The 26,584-nt window shown below is 60.9% G+C and carries 21 protein-coding genes; 4 read left to right on the top strand and 17 right to left on the bottom strand.

What is annotated here, in order from left to right; all coding sequences use genetic code 11:
* Window positions 1-29: 29 nt before the first annotated feature.
* The 8 genes from AC3ITY_RS27480 to AC3ITY_RS27445 form a co-directional block, all read right to left on the bottom strand.
* Window positions 30-1,532, bottom strand: a complete 1,503-nt coding sequence (locus AC3ITY_RS27480; RefSeq protein WP_489306119.1) for a diguanylate cyclase — start codon at window positions 1,530-1,532, stop codon at window positions 30-32.
* A 247-nt stretch (window positions 1,533-1,779) separates the two neighbouring features.
* Window positions 1,780-2,004: a hypothetical protein gene (locus tag AC3ITY_RS27475; RefSeq protein WP_489306118.1), complete on the bottom strand. Its 225-nt coding sequence runs from the start codon at window positions 2,002-2,004 to the stop codon at window positions 1,780-1,782.
* A 153-nt stretch (window positions 2,005-2,157) separates the two neighbouring features.
* On the bottom strand, window positions 2,158-3,522 hold the full coding sequence (locus AC3ITY_RS27470) for a heavy metal sensor histidine kinase (RefSeq protein WP_489306117.1): 1,365 nt from the start codon (window positions 3,520-3,522) through the stop codon (window positions 2,158-2,160).
* Window positions 3,512-4,189: a heavy metal response regulator transcription factor gene (locus AC3ITY_RS27465; RefSeq protein ID WP_056726212.1), complete on the bottom strand. Its 678-nt coding sequence runs from the start codon at window positions 4,187-4,189 to the stop codon at window positions 3,512-3,514. Before AC3ITY_RS27465 ends, AC3ITY_RS27470 begins: the two co-directional genes overlap by 11 nt.
* Before the next feature lie 9 nt (window positions 4,190-4,198).
* On the bottom strand, window positions 4,199-7,312 hold the full coding sequence (locus AC3ITY_RS27460) for a multidrug efflux RND transporter permease subunit (protein WP_489306116.1): 3,114 nt from the start codon (window positions 7,310-7,312) through the stop codon (window positions 4,199-4,201).
* On the bottom strand, window positions 7,309-8,469 hold the full coding sequence (locus tag AC3ITY_RS27455; protein WP_489306115.1) for an efflux RND transporter periplasmic adaptor subunit: 1,161 nt from the start codon (window positions 8,467-8,469) through the stop codon (window positions 7,309-7,311). The genes AC3ITY_RS27460 and AC3ITY_RS27455 overlap by 4 nt, the downstream gene beginning before the upstream one ends.
* Window positions 8,470-8,682: 213 nt before the next feature.
* Window positions 8,683-9,987, bottom strand: a complete 1,305-nt coding sequence (locus AC3ITY_RS27450) for an IS4 family transposase (RefSeq protein WP_489305208.1) — start codon at window positions 9,985-9,987, stop codon at window positions 8,683-8,685.
* A gap of 557 nt (window positions 9,988-10,544) precedes the next feature.
* Window positions 10,545-11,513, bottom strand: a complete 969-nt coding sequence (locus tag AC3ITY_RS27445; RefSeq protein WP_008050110.1) for a LysR family transcriptional regulator — start codon at window positions 11,511-11,513, stop codon at window positions 10,545-10,547.
* A gap of 193 nt (window positions 11,514-11,706) precedes the next feature.
* Here AC3ITY_RS27445 and AC3ITY_RS27440 point away from each other — a divergent pair, with 193 nt between their 5' ends.
* The 4 genes from AC3ITY_RS27440 (at window position 11,707) to AC3ITY_RS27425 (ending at window position 16,660) form a co-directional block, all read left to right on the top strand.
* Window positions 11,707-13,206 carry an efflux transporter outer membrane subunit gene (locus tag AC3ITY_RS27440; protein WP_489306114.1) on the top strand — a complete coding sequence of 500 codons (1,500 nt, stop codon included), beginning with the start codon at window positions 11,707-11,709 and terminating at the stop codon, window positions 13,204-13,206.
* Window positions 13,207-13,389: 183 nt separating this feature from the next.
* The gene (locus AC3ITY_RS27435) at window positions 13,390-15,582 is read left to right on the top strand and encodes an FUSC family protein (protein ID WP_489306113.1); all 2,193 of its coding nucleotides are present in this window, start codon (window positions 13,390-13,392) and stop codon (window positions 15,580-15,582) included.
* Complete coding sequence (locus AC3ITY_RS27430) at window positions 15,572-15,772, top strand: DUF1656 domain-containing protein (RefSeq protein WP_007896379.1); 201 nt, start codon at window positions 15,572-15,574, stop codon at window positions 15,770-15,772. Before AC3ITY_RS27435 ends, AC3ITY_RS27430 begins: the two co-directional genes overlap by 11 nt.
* A 24-nt stretch (window positions 15,773-15,796) precedes the next feature.
* On the top strand, window positions 15,797-16,660 hold the full coding sequence (locus tag AC3ITY_RS27425; RefSeq protein ID WP_489306112.1) for an efflux RND transporter periplasmic adaptor subunit: 864 nt from the start codon (window positions 15,797-15,799) through the stop codon (window positions 16,658-16,660).
* A gap of 9 nt (window positions 16,661-16,669) precedes the next feature.
* Here AC3ITY_RS27425 and AC3ITY_RS27420 read toward each other — a convergent pair whose 3' ends face one another.
* The 9 genes from AC3ITY_RS27420 to AC3ITY_RS27380 form a co-directional block, all read right to left on the bottom strand.
* The gene (locus tag AC3ITY_RS27420) at window positions 16,670-17,068 is read right to left on the bottom strand and encodes a DUF4440 domain-containing protein (protein WP_347908890.1); all 399 of its coding nucleotides are present in this window, start codon (window positions 17,066-17,068) and stop codon (window positions 16,670-16,672) included.
* A 57-nt stretch (window positions 17,069-17,125) separates the two neighbouring features.
* Window positions 17,126-17,950 (bottom strand): SDR family oxidoreductase, encoded by an 825-nt coding sequence (locus AC3ITY_RS27415; RefSeq protein WP_489306111.1) that lies wholly within the window; start codon window positions 17,948-17,950, stop codon window positions 17,126-17,128.
* Between the two features lie 33 nt (window positions 17,951-17,983).
* A complete protein-coding gene (locus AC3ITY_RS27410) occupies window positions 17,984-18,448 on the bottom strand; it encodes a multidrug transporter (protein ID WP_489306110.1) in 465 nt (154 codons plus the stop codon).
* Between the two features lie 216 nt (window positions 18,449-18,664).
* Complete coding sequence (locus AC3ITY_RS27405) at window positions 18,665-20,116, bottom strand: mannose-1-phosphate guanylyltransferase/mannose-6-phosphate isomerase (RefSeq protein ID WP_489306109.1); 1,452 nt, start codon at window positions 20,114-20,116, stop codon at window positions 18,665-18,667.
* A gap of 213 nt (window positions 20,117-20,329) precedes the next feature.
* Window positions 20,330-20,986, bottom strand: coding sequence for an alginate O-acetyltransferase AlgF (locus AC3ITY_RS27400; protein WP_223459775.1), 657 nt, complete (start codon window positions 20,984-20,986; stop codon window positions 20,330-20,332).
* A gap of 14 nt (window positions 20,987-21,000) precedes the next feature.
* On the bottom strand, window positions 21,001-22,176 hold the full coding sequence (locus AC3ITY_RS27395) for an alginate O-acetyltransferase (RefSeq protein ID WP_489306108.1): 1,176 nt from the start codon (window positions 22,174-22,176) through the stop codon (window positions 21,001-21,003).
* A gap of 11 nt (window positions 22,177-22,187) precedes the next feature.
* Window positions 22,188-23,753: an MBOAT family O-acyltransferase gene (locus AC3ITY_RS27390; protein WP_489306107.1), complete on the bottom strand. Its 1,566-nt coding sequence runs from the start codon at window positions 23,751-23,753 to the stop codon at window positions 22,188-22,190.
* Between the two features lie 248 nt (window positions 23,754-24,001).
* Complete coding sequence (locus AC3ITY_RS27385) at window positions 24,002-25,126, bottom strand: mannuronate-specific alginate lyase (RefSeq protein ID WP_489306106.1); 1,125 nt, start codon at window positions 25,124-25,126, stop codon at window positions 24,002-24,004.
* A gap of 8 nt (window positions 25,127-25,134) precedes the next feature.
* Complete coding sequence (locus tag AC3ITY_RS27380) at window positions 25,135-26,583, bottom strand: alginate O-acetyltransferase (RefSeq protein WP_489306105.1); 1,449 nt, start codon at window positions 26,581-26,583, stop codon at window positions 25,135-25,137.
* Window position 26,584 lies beyond the last annotated feature (1 nt).

The raw sequence follows: 26,584 nt of genomic DNA, 5'->3' as shown, positions 1-26,584 counted from the left end.
CGATGATGTCCGTCCACCCAACAAAAAAATCAGCCATCGCACACCACCCGGTTACGCCCCCCTTCCTTGGCCTGATACAACGCCTTGTCCGCACTGAACAGCAATTGCTCCAGATTGATATCGCTGGCCGCTGTCCAGGTGGCAATGCCGATACTCACGCTCATCGGCTGCTCACCGGCGTCCACCAGTGGCAGTTTTTGCACCGCCTCCCGGATATGTTCGGCGATCTGCTGCGCGCCTTCACTGCCAGTTTCGGCCAGGACCACTGAAAACTCTTCGCCACCATAGCGAGCCACCAGGTCCGCCGGGCGATGGACATTGGCGCGGATGACCCCGGCCAATGCCCGCAAGGCTTCGTCGCCGGCCTGATGCCCGTGCCGGTCATTGAAGGCCTTGAAGTGATCGGCATCGATCATCAGCAAAGACAACGGCTTGCCACTGCGCTGCGCGCGAAACCATTCATGGCGCAGGGTCTGATCAAGGGATCGACGGTTGGCCACGCCGGTCAAGGCATCGGTGGCCGCCAGTTGCGCCAATTCCTGCTCGGCACATTGGCGCAGTCGCAGCTCGCGGCAGAGCAACCAGGTCAGCCACAACAGGCCGATGCACAAAACCCCGGTAGCACCGCTGATCACATAAGCCGTGCGGTTCCAGGTGGCGAACACTTCATCGATGGAAAGGGCCACGATGACGGTCAGCGGCAGATTGCCGACCCGGGTAAAGGTGTACAGGCGCTGTTGCTGGTCGACACTCGACACGCTTTCAAAGGTGCCACTGCGCTCGCGCAGCATGCGTACGACGTTGGGACGGCTGGAGAAGCTTTTGCCGATGGCGTTTTGTTCCCTGTACGGTTTCTGCGCCAGGAGAATCCCGTCGTCGTTGATGATGCCCAACGTACTGCCGGAGCCGATTTCGAGGCTGTTAAACAGCTGGTCGAAGTAGCTCATGCGCATCGAGGCTACCGCAACCCCCAGGAACTCACCTGTGGGCGAAGAAATGCGCCGGCTGAAACTGATGCGCCATTCGTCGCTGTCATCGCAGTCGCAGCGCGGCTTGAACGGTCGGCTGATAAACATGCCGGTATTGCGATTGAAGACATGGGCCAGGAAATAATCGCGGTCAGCGAAGTTGCCCGGTTTCGGTTCGATCAATGATGAGTCCGCCAGCACATCGCCGTGCTTGTCCAGCAGCAGGATGTCGCCCTTGTAGCGCGCAGTGGTGGAACGGTCGAACAGCACCAGATGACGGATCTGCGGTGAAACCTGTTTCAGGTCGTCCCGCTGGGCGGCGGCAATCAGGCCCTGCAAGGTCAAATCATAGAGCTCGACCGTACGCAGGACATCGGCATCGATCAGTTGCGCGATGGTGGTCGCGCTGCGTGTGGCGGTCTGCTGGGCGTTGGCGTGTTCGCGGATCAGCAGGAAAGTGACGATGCACAGGATCGAGATGACTGTCAGGGTGCTGCCCAAGATCACCATGATCTCGGGTCGCCCGGGCGGGCCTTGAAAATGCGGGGTGCGGCTTGCGGTCATAGGGCTGACGTCTGCTAAAGGGACGCTGTAAGCGTAGTTGCATAAACGCAGCAGCCAAGTGAATCGTTCCTGTTGCTCGAGCGATTGATCAATAGTGTGGGCGTCAGTGACTTTCGTTGCAAAAATTGCAATGAAGGTCGAGTCGCCACTATAAAAAAAGCCGCTGACAGCAGCGGCTTTGAAGACAACTTTTCAAAGGGAAGAGCCGATGAAAAGTGTCGAGGGAAACGGGACTGATCGGTGCAGATCAGCTGTCCTTCTCGACCCGTGGCTGGGCCTGGATGCTGGACGCTTGCGGGGCTTGGGCGTCTTGCACAGCCTTGGCTGTCATCTCGATCTGATGCTCTTCGAGCGCTGCAGCGCGTGCAGTGTTATACGCGACGAAAGTCTGCGATTCTTCCGCCATCGCCAACGGCGACAGGAACAAAGAGGACAAAACGAAAGCGCTGGCAATACCCATACTGTTGGACATCTTTAAAACCTTCTTTGCTTGGCAAGTGCTGTTTGGTGCGGGCAAAGATAAGGATATGAGGCGAGGGGAAAAAGAGCGGATTCATGAAAGGACTGTTACAGCAAAAGCAAAGATCGATAGGCGGGAGCACACATTCCCTGTGGCGAGGGGGGGTCAGACGGGAAGATGAATCCCGAAGGTATTCATCCCATGGTCACTGCGCACGAACACATCCCCGCCATGCATCAGCGCAATCGCCTTGACGATGGCCAGCCCCAAGCCGTGATTGTGGCCGCTGTTGCTGCGGGACGCATCGACCCGGTAGAAGCGTTCGAACAGGCGCGGCAGATGCTCACTGGCAATCGGCGAGCCTGGGTTGGCGACGCCGATGCTGACTTGATGCTCCTGGGCTTCGATCCGCACTTGAATCACCTGCCCGGGCGCGGTGTGCTGCACCGCGTTATTCAACAAGTTGATCAACGCCCGGCGCAGATGGGCGATCTCGATCCGCACTTGCGCGTCACCACTGACCTCAACCCGGACCTGAGCGTCCTCGAGAATAAAATCCAGATACTCCAGGGTCGTGGCCACCTCATCAGCCAGCGAGGTTGAGGTGAGTTTGGTCGCCTTGCTGCCTTGATCGGCGCTGGCGAGGAACAGCATGTCGTTGATGATCGAACGCAGTCGCTCAAGTTCTTCGAGGTTCGATTGCAGTACTTCGAAGTAATGCTCGGCGGAGCGTCCGCGGGTCAATGCGACCTGGGTCTGGCCGATCAGGTTGGTCAGTGGCGAGCGCAGTTCGTGGGCGACGTCGGCATTGAACGATTCAAGGCGCGAGTAGGCCTGCTCGACCCGCTCCAGAGTCGAGTTGAATGAACTGACGAATTGATCAAGCTCCGGCGGCAACGGTGACAATCGCAAGCGCCCGGAGCGCAACGGCGGGGCCAGGCGCTGGGCTTCCTGGGACAGTTTGATTAGCGGCTTGAGCCCGATCCGCGCCACCCAATATCCCAGTGCCGAGGCCAGCAGCACACCGACAATCGCCAGGCTGATCAGCGCGACCAGCAGGTGATGCTGGGTATGGAAAAACGTTTCGGTGTCGATGGCGATCATGAAGCGCAGCGCTGGGCGCTGGTCCTTGGCCGGGAATTCGCTGACCAGCACTTTCAGCGGATACGGATGATCTGGCAGATGCATGTCGCGCGTGCCCAGCGGCCCTTGGGCAAAGGCGCGGATCTGTGGTGTCGGGTTGCCGTATTCGTAGTGTGGATCGCCACTGATGATCCAGAAACTGATGCGCTTGTCTTCTTCACTCAGCAGGTTGAGCTTGTTGTTGATCTTCACCCAATGCTCGGGCGTGCCGTAACGACCGACCGTGGACTCGAGCACGCTGTAGCGCGCATCGAGTTCGGCTTCGGGCAACAGGCCCAGGCCTTTGTCGACCTGTTGGTACAGCGCCCAGCCGATCAACAGGAACACCAGAAGCGCCACCAGCGTGAACATTCCGCTCAGACGCAAGGCAATGGAATTACTGGACACCACGGCTCTCCAGCACATAACCCATGCCGCGAATGGTGTGCAGCAGTTTCTCTTCAAACGGCCCGTCGAGCTTGGCCCGCAGGCGTTTGATCGCGACTTCGACGACGTTGGCGTCGCTGTCGAAATTGATGTCCCAGACCATTTCGGCGATAGCAGTTTTCGACAGGATTTCACCCTGGCGCCGGGCCAGCACGCTGAGCAGCGAGAACTCCTTGGCGGTCAGGTCCAGACGTGTACCGGCGCGGGTCGCCTTGCGGCTGATCAAATCTATCCACAGGTCGGCGATGCTCACTTGTACAGGTTCGTGACCGCCGCTGCGCCGGGTCAGCGCTTGCAGGCGTGCCACCAGTTCAAGGAAGGAAAACGGTTTGCCCAGATAGTCATCGGCGCCTTCACGCAGGCCCTTGATGCGATCTTCCACACGCTCGCGGGCGGTGAGCATGATCACCGGGGTTTGCTTGCGCGCACGCAGGGCGCGCAACACACCGAAGCCGTCGAGGCCCGGCAGCATCACGTCGAGGACGATCACCGCGTAGTCGCTCTCCAGCGCCAGGTGCAAACCTTCCACACCATCGCGGGCCAGATCCACAGTGAAACCCTGTTCCGTCAGGCCGCGGTGCAGATAGTCCGCGGTTTTTTCTTCGTCTTCGATAATCAGAACGCGCATGACCCCGCCTCAGTCTGTGGTCGCCAGCACTGGATCCGGTGCTGATGCTGGTGGGAGTGAGTGTCGATGGAATAGCCGCTCAAGCCACAAGTATATGACCGGCGTGGTGAACAGCGTCAGCGCCTGGCTCACCAGCAAGCCGCCGACCACCGCGATCCCCAAGGGCTGGCGCAGTTCAGCGCCGGTGCCGTAACCAAGCATCAGCGGCAGGGCGCCGAGCAGGGCGGCGAGGGTGGTCATGATGATCGGCCGGAACCGCGTGATACAGGCCTTGAAGATCGCCTCTTCAGGCGACAGTCCGCCATTGCGCTGCGCTTCAAGGGCGAAGTCGATCATCAGGATGCCGTTTTTCTTGACGATACCGATCAACAACACCAGCCCGATCAAGGCCATGATCGAAAAGTCCTGGCCGCAAATCCACAGCATAATCACCGCGCCGAGGCCCGCCGAAGGCAAAGTCGAAATGATCGTCAGCGGGTGCACGAAGCTCTCGTAGAGCACGCCGAGAATGATGTACACCGCCACCAGCGCCGCCAGGATCAGCCATGGCTGGCTGGCCAGCGAACTCTGGAACGCCTGGGCCGCGCCCTGGAAGTTGCCGCTGATGGCGGTCGGCATGCCGATGTCGGCCTTGGCCTGGTTGAGCATGATCACCGCATCGCCCAACGCTACGCCGGGGGCCAGGTTGAACGACAGGTTGGCGGCGGGGAACATGCCGTCATGGGCGATGGACAGCGGGCCGATAGTCGGCGCATCGAACCTGGCCAGGGCCGACAGCGGCACCATTTCCCCGCTCAGGGGCGAGCGCAGGTAGAAATAGTTGAGACTTTCGGCCTTGCCGCGCTGCTTGGTATCCAGTTCCAGAATCACGTTGTACTGGTTGACCTGGGTCTGGAATTCATTGACCTGACGCTGGCCGAAGGCATCGTACAGGGCTTCGTCGACGTCGCTGGCGGTGAGGCCGAAACGTGCGGCGGCGCTGCGGTCGATGCTGATGTGGGTGATGCTGCCGCCCAGTTGCAGGTCGTTGGAAATGTCGCGGAAGGCCGGGTTGGCGCGCAGTTTTTCCGTCAGGCGCTGGGTCCAGGTACTGAGTGTGCCGCCGTCGTTGCTCTTGAGCACGTATTGGTACTGGGCGCGGCTCGGGCCTGAGCTGAGGTTGATGTCTTGCCCTGCACGCAGATACAGGACGATGCCCGGGACTTTCATCAGTTGCGGGCGAATCCGGTCGATGAACTGGCTGGCCGAGACGTCGCGATCCCCGCGTTTTTTCAGGGTGATCCAGAAGCGGCCGTTGGCAATGGTCTGGTTGCTGCCCGAGACGCCGACTGAGTGCGAGAAGGTTTCGACAGCGGGGTCGGCGGCAACGATTTCGGCCATCGCCAGGTGTTTTTTCACCATGTCGCCGTAGGAAATATCCGCAGCTGCTTCGGTGGTACCGAGGACGAAGCCAGTGTCCTGGATCGGGAAGAAACCTTTAGGGATAAAGATGTAACCGGCGACCGCCAACCCCAGCGACAGGCCGAACACGCCGATCATCATTTTCTGGTGGGCGAGGGCGCGGTGCAGGCCTTTTTCGTACCACGCCAGCAGACGTTCACCAAAGCCCGGTTTGCTATGAGCGTGATGCACCGGTGCCCGCATGAACAGCGCTGCCAGCGTTGGCGCCAATGTCAGTGAAACCACCACCGAAATCAAAATGGTGGAGGTGGCGGTCAGGGCGAATTCCTTGAACAGCCGACCGACCACACCACCCATGAACAGCAGCGGAATGAACGCCGCTACCAGCGAGAAACTGATCGACACCACCGTGAAGCCGATCTCGCCGGCGCCCTTGATCGCCGCCTCGCGCATGCCGTCGCCGGCCTCGAGATGTCGGTGGATGTTTTCGACCACCACGATCGCATCGTCCACCACAAAGCCCACGGCGACCACGATCGCCACCAGCGTGAGGTTGTTCAGGCTGAAGCCCATCACATACATCAGTGCAAAACTGGCGATCAGTGACACGCCGAGCACTGCCGACACGATCAGTGTGGCCGACAGTTGGCGCAGGAACAGCGCCATCACCGCCACCACCAACATGATTGCAATCAGCAGGGTGATTTCCACTTCATGCAGCGAGGCACGGATGGTCTGGGTGCGGTCGATCAGCGTCTTGACCTGCACCGAGGCGGGGAGCATCGCTTCCAGTGCCGGCAAGGCGGCCTGGATGCGGTCCACGGTCTCGACGATGTTGGCGCCTGGTTGGCGGAAGATCACCAGGTTGACCCCCGGTTGCGAGCCCGCCCAAGCCTGGATGTAGGCATCTTCCGAACCGTTGACGACTTTGGCGACATCGCGCAGATGAACCGGTGCACCGTCCTTGTAGGAAACAATCAGCTGGCTGTAGTCCTCCGGGTGGAACAACTGGTCGTTGGTGGACAGGGTCGAGATGCTCGACTCCCCGTACAGCGCACCCTTGGCCAGGTTGAGGCTGGTCTGCTGGATCGCCAGGCGGATGTCGGCGAGGGTCAGGCCGATGGCCGCGAGCTTGTCCGCCGAAACCTGGACGCGAATCGCCGGACGCTGCTGACCGGTGATGACGACTTGGCCTACACCGTCGACCTGACTGAGCTGACGGGACAACAGGGTTTCCGTCAGGTCGCTGAGCTCCGGGCCTGGCATCAGCGACGAGTTGACGCTGAGGATCAGCACCGGGCTGTCGGCCGGGTTGACCTTGCGCCAGGTCGGCAGGTTCGGCATGTCCTTGGGCAGCTTGCCGGCGGCAGTATTGATCGCCGCCTGCACTTCCTGGGCGGCGGTGTCGATGCTCTTGTCGAGGGTGAATTGCAGGGTCAGGTTGGTCGAGCCCAGTGCACTGCTCGAGGTCATCTGGGATACGCCGGGAATGGCACTGAATTGCACTTCAAGGGGCGTGGCCACCGAGGAAGCCATGGTTTCCGGGCTGGCGCCGGGCAGTTGCGCGGCCACCTGGATGGTCGGGAATTCTGCCTCCGGCAACGGCGCTACCGGCAGGCGCGGAAACGCGATGACACCCAGCAGCACCAGGGCGAACGTCAGCAGGACCGTGGCCACCGGGTGGTCGATGCACCAGGCTGAAATCGAACCATGGCCCTTCATTGCGCGGCCTCCGATCGTACCACTTGAGGCGGCTCGGTCAGCACTTGCACAGTAGCGCCGGGCTTGAGCCGCGACTGACCATCGCTGACCAGTACATCACCCGGCTTCACACCCTTGATGATGTCCTGGCCGCTGCCTTGATAGACCATCTGCACCTGCACGGCTTCGACCTTGTCCCCATTGACCCGGTACACGAAGTGCTGGTCGAGGCCGCGTTGTACGACTGTCGGCGGCACCACCAGCGCATCTTTATCCAGGGCTGTCTGAATCTTTACCGTCACCAGCAGGCCCGGCCAGAGCTTCTGTGCGTCGTTGTCGAATTCGGCCTTGGCGCGGATAGTGCCGGTGTTGGCGTTGATCTGGTTGTCGATCAGGGTCAGGTGACCTTCGCCGAGCAGGTTGCCGGTTTCGCCGTCGGTGTCGGCCCCGATGTAGGCCTTGACCCGGGCGTGCTGTGGGTCGTTGATCAGGCCTTGCAGGGTCGGCAGCATTTGCTGCGGCAGGGAGAACTCCACGGCGATCGGGTCGATCTGGGTCACAGTGAACAGGCCCTGGGTGTCGGTCATGCGCAGGAAGTTGCCTTCATCCACGGTGCGAATGCCGACGCGACCGGTCACTGGGGAACGAATCTGTGTGTAGGAAAGTTGTACCTGAGCTGCGTCGATTGAAGCCTGATTGCCTTGGGCGGTGGCTTTGAGTTGGTTCACCAGCGCTTGTTGCTGATCGTAGGTCTGCTTGGAAACGCCGTCGTCAACGCTCAGCAGTTTGTAGCGTTTAAGGTTGACCAGCGCCACTTGCAGTTGCGCCTGGCTTTCACCCAGTTGCGCCCGAGCCTGGTCGAGGCTGGCGCGGATCGAGCGGTCGTCGATGGTGGCCAGCAGGTCGTCTTTTTTCACCAGTTGGCCTTCCTTGACCATGATTTTGGTGAGAATGCCGTCGATTTGCGGGCGGACCACGACGCTGTGCAGGGACAGCACCGAACCGATGCCACTGACGTAGCGCGGCACGTCTTTTTCGGCGACGGCGACCACGCGCACGGGGATGGCAGTGGGGGTGGCGAGTTTGGCCTTGGCCGGTTTGTTGGCGTACCACAGGCCCAGCGCTGCCAGGACGATCAGAAGGGCGACGAGCAGGGCGGGTTTTTTCTGGATTCGCATGCGAGTGGGGCGCCGGGGCTGGGTGGTCGGTAGGTGGGTAAGGTAGTTTCCTTTATAAACCTGTTTGCTGGTCAGGAGGGTGACTGCTAACTGACGGCGCTGTCAGTTTGGGGGACTTGGCGGCCTTTGGGCCGACCATGTTGGTGGTGACCGTGTACATATCCGTTTCTTCGGTAACGGCCACCTATGGTTTCGCCCTTACGGCCAGCCCTTTCAAGGTGTTTTCCCTTTATGGGCCTTAAGCACCCGATCCGTCGACACATGAGCGTGCGCAGCTTTGCCGTCCAGCCACTCCTTGGGTTTGGCGATTTTGGGACCACGTATGCTTTTGGCCACTTGCTTGGGCTTGATATTCCTGGCGAGCGCCAACAGTCGCGTTGCCAGCGTTTCTAAGGTCGTTTGAAGTGTCAGGTAATCTGAGGGCAGTGCGATCTGCATGCCCTCGTATCCGCTACGCACTTGTACCGTCAGGTGGAAGATCGAAGCTTCCCAGCCTTCGGGCAATGTCTCGCGATGAGCCTGTTCCACGCTGCGCTTGAGCACTGCCAGGACGTTGTAGGCCAGGATCGCCGAGGCAAAACCCAGCAACGCCGCCCGCGGAGCGCCAAGGCTTTCGATTTCACTGTCCAGCACCGATTCCAGGCGCTGGAACATCCCTTCGATACTCCAGCGACGACGGTATAACTCGGCGATCTGCCCGGCGCTGACGGTGTCTGGCAAGTTGCTCCAGAACCACATCACAGTGTCGCCTGAGTCAGTAGGTGTCTGTAGGTTCAGTTCAACTCGACGCCAGCGGTGACCACCTTTGAGTTCGATGATTTGCTCGCGCACCGTTGCGGATTCGATGGCCACAGATTCTTGCCAGCCGCCTTCCTCAATCAACCGTGGATGTTTGCTTTGCTGGCGAATAATGAACGAAGCCCCCGCTTCCTCGCAGGCTTGCATGACGGGCAGCGTGCAGTACAGCCGATCGGCCATCCATAGCTGGCCCTTAGTGGCGTGGGCCAACAGCGGCAGCACGCTGACGCGCTCACTGGCGTAGGCATCCTCGCATGGCTGCAAGTCGACGATCTGATCGAGGTCCGGGTCGTAGACCACTACTGAAAACCCTGGTCGCGCCGCACCTCGCTCACGCCGCAAAGCCCCCAAGCGTTTTTCAGTAGAAGGCAGGTGGTTGCCGTCGACAATGCGCAGCTGCCAGCCGGGCAAAATGGCTGAGCAGCCCAACTCTTTTATCGTCGGAGCCAGGCGCTCGGCGCTTCCTGTAACCAACGCCCGCAGCAACGCGGGCTCTGTGCGGCTGACCTTGTCATAGAGCGCCGCCAACGTAACCGGCAGCCCCTCCATTTGCCGGGCAGCGGCATGCAAAGAAGGGCGCAAACCTAATGAAACAAGGGACATCAGCTCAACGATGGTCGAAAACAAAAGCTCACGCGGGTACTGGCGTTGACGGTGTTCTTCAAACACCTGATCAACCCATTCGGCAGGAACAGCCTGCTCCAGTATCAATTTCGTCATGACACTGGCCGGTGTCTTTTTTTCAAACCGCGCTAGAACTTCTGCCCACATCGTTTTCGTCACCCTGACTGGTTTTTAGGGGATTCTAAACGAAGACCTTGAAAGGGCTGGCCCTTACGGCGACTCACTTTTTTTAACAAGCGCCTCAAAAAAAGTAAGCAAAAAAAGCGCTCGCCCCGAACATACGGCCCCTCGCCTGGGCTCGGGGTTCCTTCGCTCCGGCATTCATCCGGGGGCATTGCCCTCCGGTCTGCTTCGCGACGACCTACATGCAATGTGTTCGACTGCGTCGAACGGCGCTGCGCGCCAATCCCCGGATGAACGCCTCCACTCAGCCTTCCGAGGGGGCGGGTGGATCAAGATCAAGAGCTGCAGGCGAGCTAACGCTCGGCCTGATGAGTGGTGAGAAGCGGCGGGTGTACGCTGATCTGTTTTTGCTCTTCTGTGGGAGCGAGCTTGCTCGCGATGGCGGTGTATCTGCTCACAGAGATTTGAATGTGAGAACGCCATCGCGAGCAGACCCGCTCGCACAAGGGATCAATCTTTGAACCGATGGATCAATTCGCCACCCGAACCCCACCCAGACTCCCGCTCAGTTCATACGCCGCCAATTCCGCCTGATGCGCCGCCAGCAATTCCGGCAACGATCCACGCAAATACTCGACCCAGGTCTTGATCTTCGCATCCAGGTACTGGCGCGACGGGTAGATCGCATACAGGTTCAGTTCCTGCGAGCGGTAGTTGGGCATCACGCGCACCAGCGTGCCATTGCGCAGGCCTTCTATCGCGGCGTACAGCGGCAGGACGCCAACGCCCATGCCACTGATGATCGCGGATTTCATCGCGTCGGCGGAGTTCACCAGAAACGGTGAGCTGTTGATGGTGACCATTTCCTGGCCATCAGGACCGTCGAAGGCCCATTTCTCCAACGGAATCACCGGGCTGACCAGGCGCAGACAGGCGTGGTTGAGCAGGTCGCTGGGTTTTTGTGCGCAGCCGTTGGTTTTGACGTAGGCCGGCGAGGCGCAAACGATGCTGTAGGTGATGCCCAGGCGCTGGGAGACGAATCCCGAATCCGGCAGTTCGCTGGCGAGGACGATGGACACGTCGTAACCCTCGTCGAGCAGGTCCGGCACGCGGTTGGCCATGGTCAGGTCGAAGGTCACGTCCGGATGCGTCTTGCGGTAGCGGGCGATGGCGTCGATCACGAAGTGCTGGCCGATGCCGGTCATGGTGTGCACTTTCAGTTGCCCGGCCGGGCGTGCGTGGGCGTCGCTGGCCTCGGCTTCGGCTTCTTCGACGTAGGCCAGTATCTGTTCGCAGCGCAACAGGTAACGCTTGCCGGCTTCGGTCAGGGCGATGCGGCGGGTCGTTCGGTTGAGCAGGCGGGTTTGCAGGTGGGCTTCCAGGTTGGAGACCGCGCGCGAGACGTTGGCCGTGGTGGTGTCCAGTTGCACGGCGGCGGCGGTGAAGCTGCCGGCCTCGGCCACGTAACTGAAGGCGCGCATGTTTTGCAAAGTGTCCATGGGGTGCTCTCTCGTCGAATGACAAATTGTGACACGAAGTTTCTGTTTATTTACAGGCGACTAAAGATCTACCTACGGATTATCTCGTTAACGGTAACAAAGATTCACAGGAATCCCAGCTTATCGCCCTTCCGGCCGCCCCATAGAATTGCCCGGACTTGTACCTCCCCCCCTATTTCAGGAAATCGCAGCAGTGCCGCGTCGCATCAGCAGAGCGCTTCAGCCGCTCAGTGTTTTGGCTTTAACCCTGGCAATCAGCGGCTGCATCGGAACCGGAGGTATTGCCCCGCAGGGCAAGGCGCTGGAGGCCAATTCATTGGCCACCGATGACGCGATCCAGAGCGCCGCGCAAGATGCGCACTGGCCCACCGCGCAATGGTGGCAAGCCTATGGCGACCCACAACTGAATCGCTGGATCGACCTCGCCCTGCAAGGCAACCCGACCCTGGCCATGGCCGCCGCCCGGGTGCGTCAGGCCAGGTCCATGGCCGGCGCGGCCGAAGCGGCCGAGTCGTTGCAGATCAATGGCGAGTCCACCCTCAAGCGTCACAACTGGCCTACCGACCAGTTCTATGGCCCCGGCGAGCTGGCCAACAGCACCACCTGGGACAATAACGCGGCGCTGGGTTTCAGCTATGCCCTCGACCTCTGGGGCCGCGAAAGCAATGCCACCGAACGCGCCGTGGACATGGCGCACATGAGTGTCGCCGAAGCGCGTCAGGCCCAGCTCGAATTGCAGGACAACATCGTACGGGTCTACATCGAGTTGTCGTTGCATTACGCCCAGCGGGACATCGTCGAAGCGACCTTGAAGCAGCAACAGCAGATTCTCGAACTGGCGCAAAAACGCCTGAGCGGCGGCATCGGCACCCATTTCGAAGTCAGCCAGGCCGAGACGCCGCTGCCGGAAACCCATCGCCAGATTGATGCCCTCGACGAAGAAATCGCCTTGAGCCGCAACCAGCTCGCCGCCCTCGCCGGCAAGGGCCCGGGGGAGGGCGCGCAGTTGCAGCGGCCAACGCTGTCGCTGGGGGCTCCACTGAAACTGCCGTCGTCGCTGCCAGCGCAATTGCTCGGCCAACGCCCGGACGTGGTCGCCAGCCGCTGGCAAGTGGCGGCGCAGGCGCGGGGCATCGATGTTGCCCATGCCGGTTTCTACCCTAACGTCGATCTGGTCGGCAGCCTCGGCTACATGGCCACCGGCGGTGGGGCCCTGGAGTTCTTGACCGGCAAGAAACTCAACTACAGCGTGGGGCCGGCGATTTCGTTGCCGATCTTCGATGGCGGACGCTTGCGCTCGGAGTTGGGTGAAGCCTCGGCGGGTTATGACATCGCCGTGGCCAAGTACAACCAGACGCTGGTCAACGCGCTGAAAAACATTTCCGACCAATTGATCCGTCGCGAGTCCATGGACAAGCAGCAGGCTTTCGCCGCCGAGTCGGTGGCCACTGCGCAGAAGACCTACGACATCGCGATGATCGCCTACCAGCGTGGCCTGACCGACTACCTCAACGTGCTCAATGCCCAGACCTTGTTGTTCAAGCAGCAGCAGGTGCAGCAGCAGGTTCAGGCGGCACGCTTGAGTGCCCATGCCGAACTGGTGACTGCGCTTGGCGGTGGCCTCGGGGCCGGTAACGACGTGCCGAAGGACAGCCAGACCCAGGCACCGAAAACCCCGAGTCTTTTGAAGTGACGATGATGTTTCAGGCATACCCCGATTTGTGGCGAGGGAGCTTGCTCCCGCTTGAGTGCGCAGCACTCACAACAGGTTTATGGGCTTGCGGATTGTTGGGGCCGCTACGCAGCCCAGCGCGAGCAAGCTCGCTCGCCACAGGATCTCTTTCATCTCAAGTCTTTTCCAACTGAGCAGTATTTGATGACTTCCTTGCCCGCCCCTTTGCGCTGGCTGTACTCCCTGGAATGGCGTCGGGGTTTCTTCGACTGGGCACGCAGCGACGGCGTGACCTGGGTCTATATCTTCAAGGTGCTGTTCGCGGCATTCCTGACGCTGTGGCTGGCCATGCGCCTGGAGCTGCCGCAACCGCGCACGGCGATGATCACCGTGTTCATCGTCATGCAGCCGCAAAGCGGCCAGGTGTTCGCCAAGAGTTTCTATCGTTTTCTCGGCACCCTGGCCGGGTCGGCGGTGATGGTCGCGCTGATCGCGCTGTTTGCGCAGAACACTGAGCTGTTCCTCGGTTCGCTGGCGATCTGGGTCGGTATCTGCACGGCCGGCGCCACCCGCTGCCGCAACTTCCGCGCCTACGGTTTCGTACTCGCCGGATACACCGCAGCGATGGTCGGCTTGCCCGCGCTGGCCCATCCCGATGGCGCGTTCATGGCGGCGGTCTGGCGGGTGCTGGAAATCTCGTTGGGCATTCTCTGTTCGACCCTGATCAGTGCCGCCATCCTGCCGCAATCGGCGAGCGCGGCGATGCGCAATGCCTTGTATCAGCGCTTTGGCGTGTTCGCCCTGTTCGTCACCGACGGCTTGCGCGGCCGTAGTCAACGCGAGGCGTTCGAGGCCGGCAACGTGCGTTTCATCGCCGAAGCCGTGGGCCTGGAAGGCTTGCGCAGTGTCACTGTGTTCGAAGACCCGCACATGCGTCGGCGCAATGGCCGGCTCAGTCGCCTGAACAGCGAGTTCATGGGCATCACCACGCGCTTCAACGCCTTGCACCAGTTGCTCGAACGCCTGCGCAGCAGCGCAGCGGATCAGGTAGTAGCGGCGATCAAACCGGGTTTGCAGGACCTCGCCGAATTGCTCGACGGCTTCAGCGGTCGTGCCCTGACCAGCGCCGATGCCGCGCGCCTGGTCACGGTGCTGAGCGCTTACAAGGAAGGGTTGCCGGCGCGGGTGCGTTGTCTGCGGGCGACATTCCAGCAGCACAATCCGAGCGATGCCGAACAACTGGATTTCCACACCGCGTACGAGCTGCTTTATCGCTTCGTCGACGATTTGCACAGTTATGCACAGACCCACGCCTCCCTGGCCGATCACAGTCACGAACGGGAGCGCTGGGACGAGCCGTTCACCCCGCAAACCAATTGGATGGCTGCGGCGGCATCGGGGATTCGCGCGGCGTTCATTCTGGTGGTATTGGGCAGCTACTGGGTGGCAACCGCCTGGCCGAGCGGCGCGACCATGACCCTGATTGCCGCCGCGACCGTGGGCCTGTCCGCCGCCACCCCGAACCCCAAGCGCATGGCCTTTCAGATGGCGTGCGGGACATTGCTCGGGGCGCTGATCGGCTTCGTCGAGATGTTTTTCATTTTTCCGTGGATCGACGGATTTCCGTTGCTGTGCGTGATGCTCGCGCCGGTGATCGTACTCGGCTCGTTCCTGACCTCGCGGGCGCAATACGTCGGCGTCGGCCTGGGCTTGCTGATCTTCTTCAGCACCGGTTCGGTGCCGGACAACCTCACGGTCTACAACCCCTACACCTTCATCAACGACTACATCGCCATGGTGCTGGGCATGCTGGTGTGCGCAGCGGCCGGGGCGATCATTCTGCCGCCCAACAGCCGCTGGTTGTGGCGTCGGCTGGAGCAGGATCTGCGTGGTCAGGTGGTGTACGCCATCAGCGGCAAGCTCAAGGGCCTGGCGTCGAGTTTCGAAAGCCGGACCCGCGATCTGGTGCACCAGGCCTACGGCTTCGCGGCGGGCCAACCGCAAGTGCAGCGGGACTTGCTGCGCTGGATGTTCGTGGTGCTGGAAGTCGGTCACGCGATCATCGAGTTGCGCAAGGAGCAGGCGATTCTGCCGGTGCATCCGGCCTATGCCGAATCCCAGCCGTGGCGCCAGGCGATCCGGGTGATGGGGCGTGCACTGGTGCGGCTGTTCCTGCAACCGAACAGCAGTAATCTGGAACGCGCGCTGATTGCCGTCGATCACGCGATCAGCCGTGTGCAGTCCACCGACGAACCCTTCGCCCCGCACTTCGATACCTCGGCGTTGCGTCGGGTGAAGAGTTACCTGCACTTCATCCGCACCTCTCTGCTCGATCCGCAATCACCGCTCGCCACCTTCGCAAGAAGCCAGCCACAAGGACTTGAACATGCCTCGTGAAATCGCCTTCCACGGCGTGTACATGCCGACCATGACCCTGATGTTTTTCATCGCGGCGGCGCTGGCCTGGGCACTGGACCGGTTCCTGTCCGGGTTCGACCTGTACCGTTTTTTCTGGCACCCGGCGTTGTTGCGCCTGAGCCTGTTTACCTGTCTGTTCGGCGCGTTGGCGCTGACTGTCTACCGTTGACTCTCTATCACTGAGAATGCCCCGATGAAAAAGTTTTTCAGCCTGCTCGCGACCTTGCTGGTGCTGGCCCTCGCGCTGTGGATCGGCCGCTCCTTGTGGGAGCACTACATGAACACGCCATGGACCCGTGACGGCCGCGTGCGCGCCGACATCATCAACGTCGCCGCCGACGTCACTGGCGAAGTGGTGGACGTGCCGGTGCGCGACAACCAGATGGTGAAGAAGGGCGATTTGCTGATGCAGATCGACCCCGAGCACTACCGCCTGGCGGTGAAACAGGCGCAAAGCCTGGTGGCATCGCGCAAGGCGAACTGGGAGATGCGCAAGGTCAATGCCCATCGTCGCGCCGATATGGACAACCTGGTGATCTCCCGGGAAAACCGCGACGACGCCAGTAATCTCGCCGACTCGGCCCTGGCCGATTACCAGCAGGCCCAGGCGCAACTGGAAGCCGCCGAACTCAACCTCAAGCGCACTGAAGTGCGTGCGGCGGTGGATGGCTACGTGACCAACCTCAATGTGCATCGCGGCGACTATGCGCGCATTGGCGAGGCGAAAATGGCCGTGGTCGACATGAACTCGTTCTGGGTCTACGGCTTCTTCGAAGAAACCAAGCTGCCCCATGTGCGCGTCGGCGATAAGGCCGACATGCAACTGATGAGCGGCGAAGTGCTCCAGGGTCATGTGGAAAGCATCTCGCGCGGCATCTACGACCGCGACAACCCGGAGAGCCGCGAACTGATCGCCGATGTGAACCCGACGTTTAACTGGGTGCGTTTGGCGCAGCGGGTGCCGGTGCGGATTCACATCGATGAAGTACCGGAGGGTGTGATGTTGGCGGCGGGGATTACTTGTACGGTGGTGGTCAAACAAGGTGACGGCGCATAAGACAGAGGTTCACTCCTTGCAAAACGTCTCATGCAAATGCCGCCAGATCACCCGGCCATCCGCCTGCTTCTCGAACACAACCGTGGAGCGACGATCCGAGTGCAGACCGGTCGCATCGGTCTGTTGCTCGCGGTAACTCACGGTCGCGCCGCCGTCGTACAGCGCAATGCCGCGCAACTCGCTGAGCTCGATGCGGAACCCGAGCTTCTTGCCGCCCGCCAGCGTGAACAGTTCGTTCAGCGCGTCAAAATCCAGCACCCGGCCGAGCGGTGAGACCATGGAGAACTGCGGCGAAAAACGTGTCAGCAGTTTTTCGAGTTCGGATGCATCGCGTTCTTCGGCCAGCCACTGTTCGATAGCCACGTGGGCCTGGATCACTTCTTCGAAGTATTCGGTGTAGTCGGTCATGCTAGCGTTTCCTGGAGTTTTGCAGTGTTGGTGCTCGCGATTGCAGGCGACTCGGTGTCAGAGCTGCCCACGCAACCCGAACCGCTTCATCAGCCCGGACTCGAGCAAACCCTTGGGCAACAAACTGGCCAGCAGCGGCAACGCGCGGCTGCCATTGCCCAGGCGAATCAGTCGCGGTGGCTTGGCCTGCTGCACGGCCTTGAGCAAACCGGCGGCAAATTCATTGGCCGGGGTCGGGTTGTCCTGAGAGGCTTTGGCCCGGGCGCGTATGCCTTCACGTAGCGGAAACCATGGCGACTGTTCGCTGATCAGTTGCTCGGCTTCGTGCCCGGCATTCCTGGCGAAACTGGACGCGATGGCCCCCGGCTGGACTTCCATGACCCGCACGCCGAACGGCGCCAGTTCCATGCGCAAGGCATCGCTCAAGGCATGCACGGCGGCTTTAGAGGCGCAGTAGGCGCCGGCGAATGGCGTGACCAACACGCCCGAAACGCTGCCGATATTCACCACCAATCCTTTGGTCCGGCGCAGCACGGGAAACATCGCGCGGGTGACGCCAACGACAGCGAACACATTGGTTTCGAACTGGCGCTGCATGGCCGGTACGCCGCCATCGAGCAGCGGCCCCATAGCGCCATAACCGGCGTTGTTGATCAGCACGTCGAGACCACCGCGCTCCTGGTTGATGCGCTTGCTCAAGGCTTCGAGCGCCGGGCCGTCGTTGACATCCAGTTGCACGGCTGTGAAACCTGCGGCGGTGAGTGCCGCGACATCTTCAGCCCTGCGCGCACTGGCCCAGACTTCATAGCCGGCGACCTTGAACGCATCGGCAAGGGCGCGGCCAATGCCGCTGGAACAACCGGTAATCAACGCAACGGGCATGGCGCATTCCTTGTGCAAAAAATGGGGGAGGGATCAGTCGGAAAAACTACCCTGCAATCGCTCGGCGCGAAACTCCAGGGTTTCCGGACGGTAGCCAGGGCGCAGTGGCGGCAGCGGCAAACAGTCTTCCCATTTGCCTCCGGCCTGCAATTCGCCGGGGCCACGATAGCGCGGGGCGGCGTATTGATTGTCGGCCAGGTTCACCGTATCGCCCGGTGCATAAGCCGCGACCCGCCAGCGCAACTCCGTCAGCGGCACGTCATTGCCGTTGTTCAGGGTCAATTGCAATGGGCGGTCGGCGGGACATTGTTGTGGCGCGTAACTGATGCGCAACTCCAGGCGTTGCAGTTGCTTGAGTTCGCGGTGGTCCATCCAGATGACCCAGGTCGCGACGATGCCCAGCCCGACGGCAGCCGCCAGGGATACGGGCAAGGCCTTGGCCGGATAGCGCAGCAACAGGATCAGCCAGGTGATGACCAGCAGGACGCCGATGAACATGACGTAAATCTCGGGAATAGAGAGGTCATCCTACCTAAGCGAAGGTGGGGTTGGCGATGGGCGATTCGGTGGTGTGCTGACTGGCCTCATCGCGAGCCTGCTCGCGATGAGGCCAGGCAAGGCAATACAAAACCCAGTGCAAAAAAAGCCCCCGCCCAGCCTGCTGCGGATAGGGAACGCAGCAGGCTGGACGAGGGCTTCTTGTTTTACTGAACGTTACTGCGCGATGGTTTTCACCGATACGCCACGCCCAACCGGCGTCGACCGCCCGTAAATATCCTCAAACCGCTCGATATCGTCCTCACCCAGATAGCTCCCCGACTGCACCTCGATGATCTCCAGCGGGATCTTCCCCGGGTTACGCAGGCGATGCACCGAAGCAATCGGAATGTAGGTCGACTGGTTCTCGGTCAGCAGGAACACGTTTTCATCGCAAGTCACCTCGGCGGTGCCGCTGACCACGATCCAGTGCTCGGCGCGGTGGTGGTGCATCTGCAGCGACAGGCAAGCGCCCGGTTTGACCGAAATGTGCTTGACCTGGAAGCGCCCGCCCATGTCCACCGAGTCGTAGGAGCCCCACGGACGGTAGACCTCGCAGTGGTTCTGGGTTTCGCTGCGGCCCTGTTCGTTGAGGGTGTTGACCATCTGCTTCACGCCTTGGACCTTGTCCTTGTGGGCGATCATCATGGCGTCCTTGGTTTCCACCACGACGATGTTTTCCAGGCCGATCACCGACACCAGTTTGCCGTTGCCGTGGATCATGCAGTTTTTGCTGTCCTGGATCACCACGTCGCCTTTGGTGACGTTGCCGTTGGCGTCTTTTGCATTCACTTCCCACAGCGACGACCAGCAGCCGACATCGCTCCAGCCCGCGGTCAGCGGCACGACGCAGGCGCGTTGGGTTTTTTCCATCACCGAGTAGTCGATGGAATTGTCCGGGCAGCAGGCGAAGGTGGCTTCGTCGAAGGTGATGGTGTCGGCATCCTGATGGCTGCGTTCCAGGGTCAGCAGGCAGGTGTCGTAGATGTCCGGGTCGTGCTTCTTCAGCTCTTCGAGGAAGCGGCTGGCGCGGAACAGGAACATGCCGCTGTTCCAGAAGTAACCGCCGGACTGGACGAACTCGGTGGCGCGCTTCACGTCGGGTTTTTCGACGAAGTGCGAGACGCGGCTGACGCCTTCAGGCAGCAGCGAGTCGTTGGTCGACTTGATGTAGCCATAACCGGTTTCCGGCTTGGTGGCCGGCACGCCGAACAGCACCATTTCACCGTTTTCGGCGGCGACGGTGGCCAGGGCCAGGGCGCGCTGCAGGGCTTTCTGGTCTTCCAGCACGTGGTCGGCCGGCAGTACCAGCATCAGCTCGTCGCGACCTTCACTGACCAGCATCATCGCAGTCAGGGCCACGGCCGGCGCGGTGTTGCGGCCGAACGGTTCCATCAGGATGCGCTGGGTTTCCAGTTTGCGATTGGCCAACTGCTCGTTGACGATGAAGCGGTGGTCCTTGTTGCAGACCACGATTGGCGAGTCCATGCCTTCGAACACCAGGCGTTCCAGGGTTTGCTGGAACAGGGTGTGTTCGCCGGTCAGGGCCAGGAACTGCTTAGGGAATTGTTTGCGGGAAAGCGGCCAAAGACGTGAGCCGCTACCACCTGACAAGATCACCGGAATCATGTTGTTACTCCTTGAATATCGATTGGTTAGAGCTACTGCGTTCTGTCGTTTCACTCTTGTTTTTGTTTCGTGTCCGGGCTGGCCTTTGTAGGAGCGAGCTTGCTCGCGATGGAGGCTAACGATGATGTTGGGCACCAGAAGAAACGCGGTGCCCTTGAGTTCATCGCGAGCAAGCTCGCTCCTACAGGGGACATGGGTCAGTCCGGAAAATTGTTAGCGCGTCGATACCGGGCGTTTCACCCAGACCGGCGACAGGCTGCTGCCGCTGCCGGTGACGTACAGCACCGCGGCTTCACCGCGTTCCAGGGCGACCGGTTTCACGTCGCCGACTTTGGTGGTGCCGTCGTACAAGGCCAGGCTGACTTTCACCGGGTTGATTTCACGCTCGCCGCGACCCTTGGGCGCAACGTTCGGCACCACGTCGGTCTTGCCATCGGCGGTCTTCAGGGTCAGCGCCTTGTCGCTGAGGTTTTGCACGCGTACCAGGGACTTCTGCTTGTTCTTGAACGGCGGCTCCTCGATCAGTTGCGGTGCGCCGCTGGCGTTGTTGACCAGGGTGTAATAGTGGTCGCCGGCCAGTTTCACCGGCAGGCTCTGGCTACCGACCTTGGCGCTGTAGTCGCCGCCCGGCATGAAGCTGAAGTCACTGCTCGACAGTGGCGCGACATCGCTCAGGTTGGTGCTGCCGACGGTGGCGCTGACTTCGGAGTTGCTCGCGTTGTAGATACGCACGAAGGTCGAGCCTTTCGGTGCGGTCGGGCCGTACAGGGCGGCGTCGCCACCGGCGAATGCCTGTACCGACAGCACGCTGAGGCCGGCAACCAGGGCAAAGCTTTTAGCGAGACGACGAGGAGTTGTAGTGAAAGTCATGGTGTACCTCTCTTTCAGTTTTGCGCCCGGTCGGGCGTCTCGGATTTGTTGTTGATGGCTACGTTTTGTTGGCGCGCGCCGGCTTGTTTAAGCTCTGCGACCCACTGCGGGTCGGCGTCGCCGATTTCGTTGTTCACAGGCAGATATCGTTCAGGGAACTCCCAGATCAGCACCTGCGGCGGGCTGTTCTTGAAGGCATCGCTCTTGAGGTAGCTGAGCATCGGCAGAATCGGGCCGTGGCCGTCTTCGGCGTAATTGACCACGTCGCTGTTCAGCGCTTGCTTGAGCGCACCGACGAAGTTCCAGTTGGGGTTGGCGCTATAGCTGGTGCCGATCAGGGCCACCGGCACTTCGGCGTTGGCGAACAGCGCGTCGTCGCCGGCGGGCTGATCTTCAGCCGCGACCGTATTGCGCTTCTGCAAGGTTTCTTGCTTGGGCATCAGGTTTTCGAACAGCGGGTCCAGTGGCAGGAACAGACGCAGGTCGCCCTTGTGCGTAATGGTCTCCGCAGGTTCGGTGACGAAACGCTGCGGCTCGCCGCTCAGCGGGTACTTGTCGGCGATGGTTTTGGCCAGACGGTTGGCGGCGATCTCGGCGCCTTGTGGCGTCCAGTGGGTGTCGGTGCGCAGGAACACTTGTTGGCCATCCTGCTTGGCCTGTTGCAGCGGGCCGAGCAGGTCAGGGGCCGGAATCCGGTCGGCGGCCAGGCGCTGGTGGAAGTCCTTGTAGAGGTTGGCGTGGATGCTCGCCGGTTTCACTTCACCGAGGTGTTCCGGGTACAGGCGCACCTTGGCCGGCACCACCGCCATCACCAGTTGCACGCCTTTTTCCTTCAAGGTCTGGCGTACGCCTTCGACCAGCGCGTAGTTGCCTTGCAGGTTCAGCTCTTCGTTGACCACCGGGTGGAACTCTTCATCGCTGTACAACCATTGGTCGCGACCGAGCACCACGCCCGGACGACCTTCGTTGAACAGTTTGAAATCCAGCGCGGCCCAGAGGTTGGTGCCCAGGCGCTTGATCGGGAACTCGTCGTCGTAGTGCGTTTCCACGGCCTTGGTCCAGCGACCGTTGAGCACCGTCGCATCGGCGTTGGTGCTGAAGCCGAAGAAGCTGCGCACCGACCACAGACCGAGCACCAGCAGGGTCACCAGGAACAGCGCGATGTAGAAGATGCGTAATGAGCGGGTCATGGTCAGATCCCTCAGAACTGGAAGTAAAGGAACGGCGAGAAGCTTTGCGCCGAGAGTTTGAGAATCGAGGCGATGAACAGCAGCAGCACCAGCGCACGCATCACGTAGCGCGACCAGTTAGCGGTCCAGTAGGCCGGTTGCACCTGGGCTTCGACGCCGACGGTGTAGCCAGGCTGGTGGATGCTCGCCGGGTTATCCCCAGGCACCGCCTTGATCGTTCCCGGTGTCGCAGCAGCCGGACCATCAGAATCGACGTTCACTGCAGGCTTGGTCTTGACCGGAGGCTGATTGGTGTAGAAATCCCGCAGGCCGAAGAACGCCAGGGTCACGTAGGCCACGATCAGGGTCGCCACTTGCAGGCCGGTGAGGTTGGCCTGGTTGAGTTCCGACAGCGACCAGTCGCCGAAGCTGAACATCGCGCCGTACATGCGCCCGGCGACGTGCAGGTTTTCCGCACGGAAGATCACCCAGCCCATCACCACCAGCAGGAAGGTCAGTGCCCAGCGGATCGGGTTGAAGCTACGTGGAGAAGTGTTCAGGCCAATGGCTTTTTCAATCGCCAGCCACATGCCGTGCCACGCACCCCAGACGATGTAGGTGATGTTCGCGCCGTGCCACAGACCACCGAGCAGCATGGTCAGGAACAGGTTGCGATAGGTCATCAGCGTGCCCTTACGGTTACCGCCGAGGGTGATGTACAGATAGTCACGCAGCCAGGTCGACAGGCTGATGTGCCAGCGCCGCCAGAACTCGGTGATCGACTGGCTGACATACGGCTGCTTGAAGTTTTCCATAAAGCGGAAACCCATCATCAGGCCCAGGCCGATGGCCATGTCGCTGTAACCGGAGAAGTCGAAATACAGCTGCGCGGTGTACGCCAGCGCGCCAAGCCAGGCATCGCCCGTGGTCGGGTTTTGCAGGGCGAAGCAGTGGTCGGCCACCACCGCCAGGGTGTCGGCGATGAAGACTTTCTTGATGAAACCCTGCATGAACCGCGTGCAGCCCTCGGAGAACTTGTCGAGGGTGTGGGTGCGGTTGTTGAACTGGTCGGCCAGGTCGCGGAAACGCAACACGGGGCCGGCGATCAAGTGCGGGAAGATCGCCACGAACGCCGCGAAGTCGATCAGGTTGCGGGTCGCCGGCGTGTCGCCACGGTAGACGTCGATGATGTAGCTGATGGACTCGAAGACGTAGAACGAGATCCCGATCGGCAGCAGCACGTGAGTCAGGATGAATGGCGAAAGACCCACCGACGTCATCATCGCGTTGATGCTGTCGACACCGAAGTTGGCGTACTTGAAGTAGCCGAGGATGCACAGGTCGACGGCCACGCCGAGCAGCAGCCAGCGCTGCGCCGGTTTGGTCTTGACCCCGGCGGCACCGACTTTCAGGCCGATCCAGTAGTTCCACAGCGTGACGCCGGCGAACAGCGCGAGGAAGTCCACACGCCACCAGGCGTAGAACACGTAACTGGCAATCAGCAGCAGCAAATTGCGATAGCGTTGCCCGCTCAGGTAGTACAAGCCGAGGAAGATCGGCAAGAACAAAAACAGGAACACGTTGGACGAAAAAACCATCCCGATCTCTCCTTGTTTGAACCAACAGTCAAGGGCCAACGGCCCCCCCAAACCCCCCACAGAAAATCCGGAGGATGTATTGCATGCTGCGCACTTACCTGTGGCGAGGGAGCTTGCTCCCGCTGGGGTGCGAAGCGCCCCTAAAACCTGATGACGCGGTGTATCAGTCAATCCGCGTTCACTGGGTTACGACTGCTTCGCAGCCGAGCGGGAGCAAGCTCCCTCGCCACAAGGGAATACAGCCAGCCTCAAGAACCCTTGCTGCCCTTCTCGTTCGCCGGGTCGTAAACCTTGGTCAGGTCACCGCCAAGGCGGAAGGTCTTGAACGGTTGCATCTTGTGCTTCTTCGCCAGCACCTCGGGCGAGCAGGTGTAGAGCGAGCAGAACGGTTCGAGCCAGGCGAATTTCATGTCCTCTTTCAGGTCGGTCATGTCCTGTTCCTTGCCGTTCTTTTCCTCGAACTCATCCGGGTCTTTCACCCCGGACAGCACCCGGTCACCCAGGCGTTTGAGTGCGCCATTGTTTTCCTGACGCAGATCCACACCATTGACCTGGGCGAAACTGGCGATCATCGCCAGCGGCGGCAGGGCGTAGTTGTGGTAGGCCAGTGCCCGTTGCTGACGCTTGAGTTCGTTGGGCAGGTAGCCGTCGGCGTCGACCTGATTGGCGCCGACCTTGTATTCCTTCACTGCCCAGTCGAACAGGTCGCGGCGGTTGGTGGCGACGGAGGTGGCCATCACTGACCAGGCGGCCCAGTACGAGTGGTTGTTGGTCTGGTCGAGCGGCAGGTTGTCCCAATCGCTGACCACCTGGTCGGCCATCTTGCTGAACCAGGCTTCGATCACTTGCGCTTCCTGTTGATGGGTGGCCAGCGGGTGAGAGTCGGAAAATTTCAGGCGGATGTACGCCGAAGCCATACTGCCCAGCGCCCATTTGCGCATCGACTTGCCGGTGTGGTTGAAGTCCTTGGACATCAGCGCGTCAGCCTGGGCCCAGGCCGTCAGCCAGCTCAATGTGCATTCCAGCTGTTCCGGACGACCGTCACGCATGAATTGCATCACGCGCTTGCTGGTGCCGCGCTCGATCTTGGTGATGTCGGCGGTGCTTTCGCGGAAGGCTTTTTCCGACTGCACATTCAGGGTCGCGCGGGCCTTGTCCGAACCTTCGTACTTGCTGCGAAATTGCAACGAGCCGGTGTACGGCGTCGGCATCGCATCGCAGCCTTCGCTGTTGTCGCCCGTCTTGAATTTATCCACAGGCGCAAAATAGCCCTGGGGTGGACGCAGTGGCGCAGCCGCTTGCGTGGCTCCGGCGAACATCGCCAAGCTCATGAGCGTCGGTGCCAACAGTGTTGAAAATTTCGGATAGCGCATAGCAGACCTCATTGCCCGACCGAAGCAGTACGCTGTTCGGCGCCCGGGAATACGTTGCGTTTGCAGATTTTCGCTTCGACTTTCTGTGGCGCGGCACCGGCTTCAGGGCCCTGGACTTCAACGGCCAGCAGGTTCTGCGAGGCCCAGTCTTCGTCCGTGCGCAACTCGAAAGCGAAACGCCCGTCAGTCTCGGAGGTTTCCGGTTTGTCGATCTTGATGTCCTCGTGGCGACCGTTCATGTACCAGAGGGTGGCTTGCAGGGTTTTCACCGAGGTGTCGGCGAAACGGATGTCGACCTGGTGGCTACCATTGCGCAGGTCCATGTTCTTGCTGTTGACCATCAACTCGTTTTTGCCCGGCTTGAGTGTGGCGCTGCCGGACATCTGTGCATCCTTGCCTTCGCAACCGTTGTCCAGCAGCGCCATCATCTGGCGGTAGATGGTTTCCTGGTCGAGGCGGTACAGCGGCGAGAATTCCCAGATGAGAATCTTCGGCGGGTTCTTCTGGAACTCGTCGCTGCCCAGGTACTGCAGCATCGAACCTTCCAGGCCGCCGCCGGGGAACGCCACGTTGAGAATGTCGGCGCCGATGGCCTCTTCGAGGAAGCCGGCGAAGTTGTAGTTCTTGCCGCTGTGGGAGGTACCCACGAGGGTGATTTGCGGGTTGCCGGAGTCGCCGAACAGATCGCCGTCGCCCGCTTCGCCCTTCGGCTCGGTGGTGAACTGATCCATGTACTGGATTGCGTAGCTGGTGCCACAGAGTTGACCGGCCATGTTGTGCAAGGTTCCGGTCTTGCCCATGCGACCCGACTTTTTGGTCTCGAATTCGCGCTTGGGAATGTCGGCGAATTCAGGCAGCTGCTTGACCTTCTCGGCGACGATTTTCGCCGTGCGCTGGGCACCGTACGGGGTCCAGTGCTGGTCGCCACGGAAGTAGAAATCGTGGGCGGGCAGGGTGTCGGGCAACGACTCGTTGGTCAGTGGCGACAGGTCCGGAACGACGTAGCCCATCTGCGCGAAACGACCGAGCATGGATTTGTAGTTCTGCAGCGCCTTGTCGAAGTCGAAGCTGGCTTTCTCCGCCGGGTTGAGCTTGTTGCGGTTCACCAGGCCACGGGTCGGCTGGTACACGACAACCAGTTCCACGCCTTTGCTCTTGAACGCATCGTGCAGTTGTTTCATGCGTTTGTAGCCGGCGGGCGTGGTGTCGAATTCGGTGCGCAGGTCTTCCTGGGTCCGGAACAGCCAGTCGCCCTGGGCCTGCACCAGCGTGGTGAAGTTCTGCTGATAACGGGTGGTGTAGTTCTTCGGATCGTGAGCAGCCGGGCACAGGCTGCAGCACGGTTCTGCGGTGAAGTTCGGCGCTTTGATTTCGTCGGCGCGAACACCGCCGCTGGCCGCGAGAATGCCGGCGGTCAGGGCCGACAGGCTGAGTAATTTGATCAAGTGTGGGTGCATA

The organism is Pseudomonas sp. GL_091 (genome assembly GCF_057837725.1).
The sequence above is the reverse complement of the archived record's forward strand: the minus strand, read 5'-3'. Positions and strand labels throughout refer to the sequence as shown.